Origin of the sequence: Pseudonocardia nigra (assembly GCF_019396355.1) — a bacterium.
GTDB lineage: Bacteria > Actinomycetota > Actinomycetes > Mycobacteriales > Pseudonocardiaceae > Pseudonocardia > Pseudonocardia nigra.
In genome coordinates, this window is record NZ_JAHKRK010000005.1 from 78,311 (window position 1) to 89,500 (window position 11,190).

The window sequence follows — 11,190 nt, forward strand, 5'->3', positions numbered from 1 at the left end:
GCGCTCGGGGCGGCGCGCCCGGAGCGGGACGGCGCGGTGGGTGGCGCTCGCCGTTGCAGCAAAGCCACTTTCACGCAACCACATGGCAGGAAAGTGGCTTTACTGCAACCACGGGCGGGGGTTCAGCGGGCCAGGAACCGGCGCAGGACGGCGGTGGCCTCCGTGATCTGCCGGGTGTCCACGTACTCCTCGCGGGTGTGGGCGAGGTTCGGGTCGCCCGGCCCGTAGTTCACGGCCGGGATCCCGAGGGCGGCGAACCGCGAGACGTCGGTCCAGCCGTACTTGGCCGACGGGGTGGCGGCGGTGGCCGCGATGAACTCGGCCGCCGCGGGGGCCGTCAACCCGGGCAGCGCGCCGGGCGACAGGTCGGTGACCGCGACCTCGAACCCGTCGAACACCTCCCGGACGTGCTGCTCGGCCGCCGCGGCGGTGCGGTCGGGGGCGAAGCGGAAGTTCACGGTGACGACGCACTCGTCGGGCACGACGTTGCCCGCCACCCCGCCGACGATCCGCACCGCCTGCAGGCCCTCCCGGTACTCGCAGCCGTCGATGTCGACCGTGCGAGCGCCGTAGGTGTTGAGCCGGTCCAGCACGGCCGCGGCGGCGTGCACCGCGTTGCGCCCCAGCCAGGAGCGCGCCGAGTGCGCCCGGCGCCCCCGCGTGGTGATCTCCCCCCGCAGCGTGCCCTGGCAGCCCGCCTCGACGCCGGCGTTGGTGGGCTCGCCGAGGATCGCGAGGTCGGCCCGCAGCCAGTCGGCGTGCTCGCGCTCGATGCGGCCGAGGCCGTTGCGGGCGGCCTCCACCTCCTCGCAGTCGTAGAACACGAGCGTGAGGTCGTGGCGCGGGTCGGACACGGTGGCCGCGAGGTGCGCAATGACCGCGTCGCCCGCCTTCATGTCCGACGTGCCGCACCCGTACAGCAGGTCGCCGTCGCGGCGGCTGGGCAGGTTGTCGGCGATCGGGACGGTGTCGATGTGCCCGGCCAGCAGCACCCGCCGCTCCCGGCCCAGGTTCGTGCGCGCGAGCACGGCCTGCCCGGACCGCAGCAGCTCCAGATGCGGGGCCTGCTCGCGCAACGCACGCTCCAGCGCGTCGGCGAGCGGCGCCTCGTCACCGGAGACGCTGGGCACGTCAACGAGCGCGGCGCACAGGTCGACAGGGTCGGCGGTGAGGTCCAGGTGCGGCACGGTCACGGCCGCGGAGGCTACCCGCGCCCCCTGTGGCGGCAGCCCCTCCCCGTCCGCATGTGGCAGCAAGGTGGCCATGCTGCCGGCCAGTGGCAGTATTGCCACCTTGCTGGCGTCAGGCGGCCCCCGGAGGTCCCCTCCGACCGGCGCGTTGACTAGCGTCGGAGGCCGTGAGCACCGCACCGCGCCGCGAGGGCGCCTCCGGCACCGGCCTGGCGACGATCGCCGCCGACGGCACCGTCCTCGACACCTGGTTCCCCGCCCCCGCACTCGGCCCGGACGCGCCGGACGTCTCGGCCGACCTCGAGCCGCTCGCCGCCAGCGACGACGCGCGCGGCGTCACCACCGCGGTCGTGCGCACCGCGATCGACTCGCTCGCCGACCCGCCGGTCGACACGCACGACGTCTACCTGCGCCTGCACCTGCTGAGCCACCGCCTGGTCGCGCCGCACGAGGCGAACCTGGACGGCATCTTCGGGCTGCTCGCGAACGTCGTGTGGACCAACCACGGGCCGTGCCCGGTACCCGGATTCGAGCGCACCAGGGCCCGGCTGCGCGCCCGCGGCCCGGTGACGGTGTACGGCGTCGACAAGTTCCCGCGCCTGGTCGACTACGTGCTCCCCGCCGGGGTCCGCGTGGCCGACGCCGACCGGGTCCGGCTCGGCGCCCACCTGGCCGCCGGCACCACCGTCATGCACGAGGGCTTCGTCAACTTCAACGCCGGCACGCTCGGCGCGTCGATGGTCGAGGGCCGCATCTCGGCCGGGGTCGTCGTGGGTGACGGCTCCGACGTCGGGGGCGGTGCGTCGATCATGGGGACGCTGTCGGGCGGCGGCAAGGAGGTCGTGTCCGTCGGGGAGCGGTGCCTGCTCGGTGCGAACGCGGGCATCGGGATCTCGCTCGGCGACGACTGCGTGGTCGAGGCGGGCCTGTACGTCACCGCGGGCACCAAGATCACGCTCCCGGACGGGAGCAGCGTCGCCGCACGCACCCTGTCCGGTCAGGACGGGCTGCTGTTCCGCCGCAACTCGGTCAGCGGCGCCGTCGAGGTCCTCCCCCGCACCGGCGAGGGCATCGCCCTCAACGCAGCACTGCACGCGAACTGAGCCGGCGTGCCCACGACGACGCGCAAGCGCCCGCGGGGTCTCCCGTTCGCCGTGTCCGACCTGCCCGAGCCGCTCACCGCCGCCCCGTCCGACTCGCCCGCGCACCACGTGCGGGTGGCGCTGGACCGGCGGCTGCGCGCGCTGCTGCGCCACGACCCGAGCACCCGCAACGGGGCGGACATGGAGGACCTGCACCAGATGCGGGTCGCCGTGCGGCGGATGCGGGCAACACTCAAGGCCGCCCGGCCGCTGCTCGAGGCGACGTGGGCCGACGGGCTGCGCGCCGAGCTCGGCCGGCTGGGCCGAGCGCTGGGCCCCGTCCGGGACCTCGACGTGATGCTGCTGCGGCTGCGCGGGGAGATCGCCACGCTGCCGGCGCGGGAGCGGTCGGCGGGCGAGGTGCTCGTCGACGTACTGGAGTCGGAGCGCTCGGCGGCCCGGGCCGAGATGCTCGCCGCGCTCGACGCACCGCGCTACACCGCTTTGCTGGAGCGCCTCGCCGACGCGATCCGGCTGCCGTTGCCGACGCCGTCGGCCACGAAGGCGCGCCCGGAGCTCGCCGACCTCGTGCGCGCCGAGGCCCGCACGCTGCGCAAGGCCGTCGAGCGGGCCGGGGAGAACCCGCCCGACGAGGCGCTGCACGCCCTGCGGATCCACGGGAAGCGGCTGCGCTACACGGGTGAGCTGGCGAAACCCGCCCTCGGCAGACCGGTCAAGCAGCTGCTCGTGGCCACCGAAGGGCTCCAGGAGGTGCTGGGCGACCACCAGGACGCCTGCGTGGCCGAGCAGCGCATCCGCGAGCTCCTCGACGGCCTCGGCGACCTGCCCGACGCGCACGTCGTGTTCGCAGCGGGCCGGCTCGTGGAGCGCGAACGGGCCCGCGCCGAGCAGAAGCGGGCCCAGTGGTGGGCCGCCTGGGAGCAGGTCCGGGTTCGCGCCGAGGAGCTGTAGGGCCGGTCGGTCGGGACAACTGATCACCGCGAGTGCGCGGTTCCTGTCGTCCCGGCTACGCGGACGCGTATCTCACGGCGATCTTCGATGATCGCCACGAGCGTGCCCACTTTGCTGTCCCCACCGCGCGGACACGTATCCCACACCGATCACGCGACGAGTGATCACCGCCAGTGCGCCGTTCCTGTCGTCCCGGCTACGCGGATGCGTATCTCGCGGCGATCACGGCCGCCGTCCCCCGTCACGCCGCCCGGTCGCCGATCCGCACGATCGCGAAGCCCTGGAGCGCCGCGGCGGCCAGGAGCAGCCCGATCGCCGCCGGGTAGCCGCCGGTCAGGTCGATCAGCACCCCCATCACCAGCGGGGCCAGCCCGGCCGCGGTGTAGCCGACGCCGAGCGCGAGGCCGCTCGTGGCGGCGCTCGCCGCGCCGTCCGGGGTGCGCCACGCGATCACGGTGAGCCCCATCGGGAAGCCCGCGCCGAGGCCGACACCGATCAGCACCACCCACGCCCACGGGCCCACCAGCGGCACCATCGGCGCCAGCATGGCCCCGAGCGTGCCCGCGACGCCGCAGGCCAGCGTCAGCCCGGCCCAGAACCGCCACCGGCGGTTGCGCTCGGCCAGCACGGGCACGAGCAAAGCCACCGGGATCTGCATGAGGCTCCACACGGCGAGCAGCACCCCGGCCCGCTCGGCACTCCAGCCCTGCCCCTCGTAGTAGGGCGCGAGCCAGGTGAGCCAGCCGTAGAACATCACCGACGTGCCCGCCTGGTAGCAGGCGGCCAGCCGGGCGAAGGGATCCCGCCAGGGCAGCCGGATCCGGGCGAGGGTGCGGTCCGCGCGCGGCATCCGCAGCGCCAGGGGCATCCAGACGGCCGTGGCGAGCACGGCCGGGACGGCCAGCGCTGCCAGCGCGAGCGACCAACCGCCGAACGCCGTCGCCATCGGCACGGCGACGCCGCTGGCGACCGTCGCCCCGATCATCATCGACACGACGTAGGCCCCGGTCGCGACGCCGGCGCGCTCGGCGAGGTGCTCCTTGACGACGCCCGTGAGCAGCACGCCGGCCAGGCCGATCCCGAACCCGATGACGAGGCTGCCGCCGATCAGCGACAGCAGCGCGGGGACCCCCCGCACGAGGCTCCCGACCGCCACCAGCCCGACGGCCACGCCCAGCGCGCGCTCGCGGCCGATGCGAGCGCCGATCCCCGCGCCGGCGAGGGACCCGACGGCCATCATCAGCACCGCCCCGGCCTGGACGAGCCCGGCGGCGCCCGCGGACGCGCCGAGGTCGGCGCGCACGGTCTCGAGCAGCGGCGGGTAGCCGGCGAGGGCGGCCCGGAGGTTCGCGGCCAGCGCGAGCAGGCTGAGCAGGACGACGGCGGGCTGCACCGCCCGCGTGGCGGCGGGTGGGGTCACGCCGCGGTGAGGCGCTCCGCCGCCGCCGCGATCCGCTCGTCGGTGGCGGTGAGCGCCACGCGGACGTGCTGTGCGCCCGCCGGACCGTAGAACTCCCCTGGTGCCACGAGGACACCCTGCGCGGCCAGCCGCCGCACCGTCAACCGGGAGTCCTCACCGGCGGTGGCCCACAGGTACAGCCCGGCCTCGGAGTGCTCCACCCGCAGCCCGGCGCCCTCGAGCGCCACGCGCAGCTGGGCCCGCCGCCGCGCGTAGGTCTCCACCTGCGCCTGGACGTGGGCGTCGTCGGACGCTGCGGCCGTCATCGCGGCCTGCACCGGCCGGGGCACGATCATGCCGGCGTGCTTGCGCACCTCGAGCAGCTCCGCGACGAGCGCCGGGTCGCCGGTGACGAACCCGGCCCGGTACCCGGCCAGGTTGGAGGTCTTCGACATCGAGTGCACGGCCAGCAGGCCCTCGTGGCTGCCGCCGCAGACGTCCGGGTGCAGCACCGAGTGCGCGTCGCGCGACAGCGACAGGTAGCACTCGTCGGACGCGAGGACGGCCCCGCGCTCGCGGGCCCACGCCACGACCTTCCGCAGGTGCTCGACCGGCAGCACGCGGCCCGTCGGGTTGGACGGGGAGTTCAGCCAGACGAGCGCGACGCGCTGCGGTCCGAGGGCCGTGGTCGAGTCGGCGCGGACGAACTCGGCGCCCGCGAGCCGGGCACCCACCTCGTAGGTCGGGTAGGCGAGCTCGGGGATCACGACCGTGTCCCCGGCGCCGAGCCCGAGCAGGGTGGGCAGCCAGGCGACGAGCTCCTTGGACCCGATCGTCGGCAGCACCGCGACCGGGTCGACCGTCACGTGGAAGCGCCGCGCCACGGCACCGGCCACGGCCTCGCGGAGGTCGGCGGTGCCGTGCGTGGTCGGGTAGCCGGGCTCGGCGGCCGCGGGCCCCGCGAGCGCGGCCCGGACGACGTCCGGGACCGGGTCGACCGGCGTGCCGACCGACAGGTCGACGATCCCGCCGGGATGCGCCGCGGCGCGGGCCTTGTCCTCGGCGAGCGAGTCCCAGGGGAAGTCGGGAAGGTCGATCTTCACTCGTCGTGCTGCTGCGGCGGCAGGCTCGCGGCAGGCTCCACGTCACGGTTGATCTTGCCGACCTTCGAGGCACCACCCGGCGAGCCGAGCTCGTCGAAGAAGTCGACGTTGGCCTTGGTGTAGGCGGCCCACTGCTCCGGGACGTCGTCCTCGTAGTAGATCGCCTCGACCGGGCACACCGGCTCGCAGGCACCGCAGTCGACGCACTCGTCGGGGTGGATGTAGAGCATCCGCCCGCCTTCGTAGATGCAGTCGACCGGGCACTCTTCGATGCACGCCTTGTCGAGCAGGTCGACGCAGGGCTCGGCGATCACGTAGGTCACGGACGGGGCCTCCACTCGGGCGGTTCAGGACGCCCCACAGTATGTCTCGGCAGTTCGCCGCGGCGGGACCCGGGGCGGTGTGAGCCGCGTCGTACCGGCGACGGAGGATGACCTGCGTGGAGATCCCCGACGAGCTGGTAGGTGCTCGGGTGGCACTGCGGTACCGGATCGGGACGAGGGACGGCCGCCCGCTCTACAGCGACGCGGTCGGCGAGCTCAGCGCCGATCCGTCCGGCGGGGTGCTGGTGCGGACGCGGTGGGGCCCCGTGGCCGTCGACCGTGCCGCCGTGGTGGCCGTGCGCGCCGTGCCACCCGCCCCACCCCGGCGGGCGCCGCTCGCGGCGATCACCCGGCTCGAAGCGCTGTGCGCGGACGCGTGGCCCGCCCAGGTCGACCGCCCGCTGGGCGCCTGGCGACTGCGCGCGGCGGCCGGCTACACCGCGCGCGCGAACTCCGCTCTGGCGATCGGCGACCCCGGGACGCCGGTGCCCGCCGCGCTGGACGCAGTGCGCGCCTTCGCGGCCGAGCACGCGACCCCGGCGCGCGTCCAGGTGCCGGTCGGCTCGCCGTGGGACACCGCGGTGCAGGCACAGGGGTGGGTGCTCGACGTCGGTCATGCGGCGGGCGCCGAGGTCGCCGTGCTCGTGGCCCCGCTGCCCGAAGAGAGCGCCGACCCCCGTGTCGAACTGGCGGATCGGCCGTCCGACGACTGGTGGCGGCTCGCGCTGGACCGGGCACCGGACGCCGCGGAGCAGCAGGTCCTGGCCGGTGCGCCCGACACGGCGTTCGGGCTGTTGCGCGGATCGGGGGGTGCACCGCTGGGCCAGGTGCGCGCCACCGTCGTCGAGGACCACGTGCACGTCTCGCTGCTGGAGGTCGTCCCGGAGGCCCGCAGGCAGGGCCTCCGTACGGCGCTGCTGTCCGCCGCCGCGGCGTGGGGCCGCGACCGCGGCGCCCGGTGGGCCGTGCTGCAGGTGGCGCTGCACAACACCGGCGCCCGCGCCCTCTACGACCGGTGGGGCTTCGCCGAGCACCACCAGTACCGGTACCTGGTCCCGCCCGGCTGACGCCAATCGTGAGTGCAAAACAGTGCTGGAGCACTGATATTCACTCACGGGCGGCGGAGCCGCTTCTCTGCCTCGCGGGCCGCGCGTTTGAGCCCCGACCACTCGCCGAGGTACTTCCCGACGGCCCCGACGACCGGCAGCATGCCCAGCCCCTCGTGCAGGAGGTTGCCGTGGGGACGCTTGTCCAGCTCGTCCTCCACCGCGAGCAACGCCCGCCCGAGCCGCCACACCGCGCGCCCGACCCTGGCGAGCGTGGGCCGGCTGTCCGGCTCGGCGAGGTCGCCGGTGAGCTCGGCGGCGCGGGCGTCGGCGGCGGCGTCGTCGGCCGCGCTGGGGCCGGCCACGGTGAGGTCACGCCGGAACAGCACGGCGCCCAGCAGCCCCACGAGCTCGCCCTCGTCCCGCACGCCGTGCTCGCCCGCGATCGCGACGAGCAGCAGCCCCTGCCCGGCGGCGCCCACCACCTTCGAGACGGGCAGCCGGTTGGCGAGCGCCCCGCCGAGCCCGGGGACTGCGGCCAGGAGCGTGGTGAAGCGGCCGACGCGCCGCACCCACCAGCGCGAGCGGGCGGGCACGTCCATCGCCGCCCACGCGGCGGTGCCGGGGACCTCGACGGCGGCCAGCGCGTCGAGCACCTTGTCGCGCAGCCCGCGCTCGGCGCCCTCCCCCACATCGTCCTGCGCCGCCTCGTTCTGCCCCGCCTCGTTCTGCCCCGCCTCGTTCTGCGCCGCCTCGTCCGCCACGCGGGACCGCAGCCCGAACGGGTCGGCGTCGCGCAGGCCGTCGAGGACCGGGCGGGTGGCCCGGACGAACGGCCGGAGGATCGCGACGATCACGCGGTCCGGGATCGCCTCAGCCACGGGTGCGTCCCGCCGCGAGGGCCCGCCCCAGCGCCCAGAGGCCGGCCAGCAGCCCCCCGAAGACGAGCAGCGCCGACTGCCACGTGGCCGGCAGGATCACGTCGCCGCCCGGGCCGGTGAGGCCGACGGCGCCCACCACCAGCAGCCACGCGACCAGCGGCGCCGCGGCGACCGCGGTGCGGGGACGGATCTCCCCGGCCCGCAGCACGAGCCACGGGAGGATGAGGATCGACAGCACCGCACCCATCGGCACCGGCACCCCGCCCGAGTGCAGTGGCGTGAACACCAGCCCGATCCCGCCGAGCAGCAGCCCGTTGAGCACGAGCAGTCCGAGCAGCGCGCCGTCCGGCACCACGGGCGGTTCGGGTCGCGGGTCCGGGGGCGGGCCGGTCATCGTGGGCCCCGCCGTCGGTTCGGTCATTCCCCGGCCCCCGCGAACAGGTCGTCGACGTCGTGGCCGGGTCCGTCGGCCGCCATGAACTCCTCCACGTCCGGCAGCGGCTGCGCGACGAGGTTGCTCAGCGCGAACGCGATCGCGTCGCCGTCCGCCTCCGGCCAGACAGTGACCTGGGTGGCGTGGGCGCGCAGGGCCGCGATCCGGGCCGCCCGGTGCGTGCGCACGTCGATCCGCGCCGTGATCGCGTCGTCCGGCACGGTCGGCAGCTCGTCGGTGTCGGGCCGCCGGAACGGCAGGTCGGCGACCTCGGCCAGCGCGGCGAGCCCGGCGTCGAGCGTCGAGCGGCCGACCGCGGTGAAGTACAGGCGCGCGGGCACCCGCTGCAGGGCAGCGACCGTGATCTGGTGCGCCCTGACGTGGTCGGGGTGGCCGTACCCGCCGTCGGCCGGGTACGTCACGACGACCTGCGGGCGCACCTCCTCGAGCACGGCGGCCAGCGCGTCGACCTGCTCGTCGAAGGCCTCCGGCCGGGCGAACGCCCGCTCGTGCAGGTGCTCGGGCGTGGCGGCGCGGACGCCGTGGCCGGCGAGGGCCATGCCCGAGTCGCGCCAGCGCCCCGGCCGGGAGAGGAAGCGGTGGTCGGCGACGCCCAGCGCGGCACACGCGGCGGCTAGCTCGCCGATCCGGTAGCCACCGAGCTGGTCGGACCCGCCGGGGCCGAGCAGTGCCAGCTCCGGAGGGATGACCTCGCCCTCCTCCCCGAGCGTGCAGGTCACCAGCGTGACGGCGGTGTCCGGGTCGGCGGCGTAGCGCGCGATGGTGCCGCCGGTCGTCAGCGTCTCGTCGTCCGGATGGGCGTGCACCAGGAGCAGCCGGCGCCGGGGAACGGGCGTCACGAGCGCACTGTACGTGCCGGTACCTCCCCCGACGTTCAGGAGGGATGTCACGAATTCACCGGGGGTGAGCGCGTCGCGACACATTCGTTACATCGCGACTGCCGCACGGGCGAGTGATGGGCGCTACGGTCCGCTCACAGCGAACGGCAATGTGGCCTCGCTACACCCGCGCGTGGCCGCAGCGAATAGTGGGGGAAGCTCCATGCGATCACGTCGAGTCGGCGGCCTGCTGGCCGTCACCACCTCCGTCGCGCTGGTGGCCGGCGCGTGCGGGGGATCCGGCGGCGAGCCCGCCGGCGGCGGCGGCGGGTCGGGCGAACCGACCGACGCCACGATCAGCATCTACAACACCTATCCCGAGAACCCGCTCGTACCGGGCAACACCACCGAGGTCGGCGGCGGGCGCGTGATCGACGCGATGTTCACCGGCCTCGTGGAGTACGACCCGCGCACCGCCGAGCCGTACAACGCGGTGGCGGAGTCGATCGAGACCACCGACTCCCGCGTCTACACGATCACGCTCAACGACGGCTGGACGTTCCACGACGGCACCCCCGTCACCGCGCAGAGCTTCGCGGACGCCTGGAACTACACCGCCTACTCGCCCAACGGGCAGCAGAACGCGAGCTTCTTCGCCCAGATCCAGGGCTACGCCGACGTCCACACCGAGGACCCGGACGGCGCGGACGGGCCGCAGGAGGCCCCACAGCCCACGGCGCAGGAGATGTCGGGCCTGCGCGTGGTGGACGACCTCACCCTCGAGGTGACCCTCGCCGAGCCGTTCTCGGTGTTCCCCACCCAGCTGGGCTACTCGGCGTTCGCGCCGCTGCCCGAGATCTTCTTCACCGACCAGGGGGCCTACGAGGCCAAGCCGATCGGCAACGGGCCGTTCGCGTTCGTGTCGGCGCAGCCGGGCGTCAACATCATGCTCGAGCGCTACGAGGAGTTCGCGGGCGAGAACCAGCCGACGATCGGCGGCATCGAGTGGCGGGTGTACGAGACCGCCGAGGCCGCCTACGCCGACATCGTCGCGAACAACCTGGACTTCCTGCCGATCATCCCGTCGTCGGCGATCGCGGGGAACCTCTTCCAGACCGACCTGCCCGACCGGCACGTCTCGCAGCCCTACCTCGGGATCCAGACGGTCACGTTCCCGGTCTACGACCCGCGCTTCCAGGACCCGCAGCTGCGGCAGGCCATCTCGATGGCCGTCGACCGGAACGCGGTCAACGAGCAGATCTTCGGCGGGCTCAAGCCCCCCGCCGACGGTTACGTGGCGCCGAACGTGCCCGGCCGCACCGAGAACCAGTGCGGTGACCTGTGCACCTACCAGCCGGAGCGCGCGAAGCAGATGTTCGACGCCACCGGTTTCGAGGGCCCGATCGAGCTCACCTCCAACGCCGACGCCGGCAACGCGGAGTGGATGCAGGCCGCGTGCGTCACGATCAGCAACGCGCTGGGCCGCGAGTGCAACTTCGTGCCGGTGCCGACGTTCGGCGAGTTCCGCACGGCGATCAACGCCCAGGAGATGAGCCGCATCTACCGCTCCGGCTGGGTGGCCGACTACCCGTCGATCGAGAACTTCCTCAACCCGATCTACCGCACCGGCGGCTCGTCCAACGACGGCGGCTACTCCAACCCGGAGGTCGACGCCATGCTCGCCCGGGCCGACGCGGCCCCGTCCGAGGAGGAGGGCCACGCGCTCTACCAGGAGGCGGAGCGGATGATCATCCAGGACATGCCGGCGATCCCGCTGTACTTCCAGTCCGTGCAGGCGGGCTGGTCGGAGCGGCTCGACACCGTCACCGTCACCCCGTTCCGCGCGCTCGACCTGTTCAGCGTCACCGTCTCCGAGTGACGACCCGCCCATGACGGCGGCCGGGGCGCGCCCCGCCCCGGCC

At 74.6% G+C, this 11,190-nt stretch carries 11 protein-coding genes; 4 read left to right on the forward strand and 7 right to left on the reverse strand.

All coding sequences use genetic code 11. The annotated features are described in order from the left end of the window. Positions 1–122: 122 nt before the first annotated feature. Positions 123–1,187 (reverse strand): succinyl-diaminopimelate desuccinylase, encoded by a 1,065-nt coding sequence (dapE, locus tag KME75_RS02775; RefSeq protein WP_219412926.1) that lies wholly within the window; start codon positions 1,185–1,187, stop codon positions 123–125. A 170-nt stretch (positions 1,188–1,357) separates the two neighbouring features. Between dapE and dapD the strand changes: the two genes are divergently transcribed. Both dapD and KME75_RS02785 read left to right on the forward strand, forming a co-directional pair. Then, positions 1,358–2,293, forward strand: a complete 936-nt coding sequence (dapD, locus tag KME75_RS02780) for a 2,3,4,5-tetrahydropyridine-2,6-dicarboxylate N-succinyltransferase (protein ID WP_219412910.1) — start codon at positions 1,358–1,360, stop codon at positions 2,291–2,293. A gap of 6 nt (positions 2,294–2,299) precedes the next feature. Beyond that, positions 2,300–3,244, forward strand: a complete 945-nt coding sequence (locus KME75_RS02785; RefSeq protein ID WP_219412911.1) for a CHAD domain-containing protein — start codon at positions 2,300–2,302, stop codon at positions 3,242–3,244. Positions 3,245–3,485: 241 nt separating this feature from the next. Here KME75_RS02785 and KME75_RS02790 read toward each other — a convergent pair whose 3' ends face one another. Genes KME75_RS02790 through fdxA form a run of 3 tightly spaced genes read right to left on the reverse strand, consistent with a single transcriptional unit; the run spans position 3,486 to position 6,069 of the window. Then, a complete protein-coding gene (locus KME75_RS02790; protein ID WP_219412912.1) occupies positions 3,486–4,664 on the reverse strand; it encodes an MFS transporter in 1,179 nt (392 codons plus the stop codon). Beyond that, positions 4,661–5,746, reverse strand: coding sequence for a succinyldiaminopimelate transaminase (gene dapC / locus KME75_RS02795; protein ID WP_219412913.1), 1,086 nt, complete (start codon positions 5,744–5,746; stop codon positions 4,661–4,663). The genes KME75_RS02790 and dapC overlap by 4 nt, the downstream gene beginning before the upstream one ends. Beyond that, positions 5,743–6,069 (reverse strand): ferredoxin, encoded by a 327-nt coding sequence (gene fdxA, locus KME75_RS02800; RefSeq protein ID WP_219412914.1) that lies wholly within the window; start codon positions 6,067–6,069, stop codon positions 5,743–5,745. Before fdxA ends, dapC begins: the two co-directional genes overlap by 4 nt. 116 nt (positions 6,070–6,185) lie before the next feature. Between fdxA and KME75_RS02805 the strand changes: the two genes are divergently transcribed. After that, on the forward strand, positions 6,186–7,136 hold the full coding sequence (locus tag KME75_RS02805) for a GNAT family N-acetyltransferase (protein ID WP_308282509.1): 951 nt from the start codon (positions 6,186–6,188) through the stop codon (positions 7,134–7,136). A 44-nt stretch (positions 7,137–7,180) separates the two neighbouring features. Here KME75_RS02805 and KME75_RS02810 read toward each other — a convergent pair whose 3' ends face one another. From KME75_RS02810 to mshB, 3 genes are read right to left on the reverse strand one after another with little or no spacing between them, the layout of a single operon-like run. Further along, on the reverse strand, positions 7,181–7,996 hold the full coding sequence (locus KME75_RS02810; RefSeq protein ID WP_219412916.1) for a hypothetical protein: 816 nt from the start codon (positions 7,994–7,996) through the stop codon (positions 7,181–7,183). Then, entirely contained in the window at positions 7,989–8,417 is a 429-nt protein-coding gene (locus tag KME75_RS02815) for a hypothetical protein (RefSeq protein ID WP_246631327.1), read from the reverse strand. Before KME75_RS02815 ends, KME75_RS02810 begins: the two co-directional genes overlap by 8 nt. Then, positions 8,414–9,289 carry an N-acetyl-1-D-myo-inositol-2-amino-2-deoxy-alpha-D-glucopyranoside deacetylase gene (gene mshB, locus KME75_RS02820; RefSeq protein WP_308282510.1) on the reverse strand — a complete coding sequence of 292 codons (876 nt, stop codon included), beginning with the start codon at positions 9,287–9,289 and terminating at the stop codon, positions 8,414–8,416. Before mshB ends, KME75_RS02815 begins: the two co-directional genes overlap by 4 nt. A 202-nt stretch (positions 9,290–9,491) precedes the next feature. On the opposite strand from mshB, the gene KME75_RS02825 reads away from it, so the two are divergent. After that, positions 9,492–11,147 carry a peptide ABC transporter substrate-binding protein gene (locus KME75_RS02825; protein ID WP_219412918.1) on the forward strand — a complete coding sequence of 552 codons (1,656 nt, stop codon included), beginning with the start codon at positions 9,492–9,494 and terminating at the stop codon, positions 11,145–11,147. The last annotated feature ends 43 nt before the right edge of the window (positions 11,148–11,190 follow it).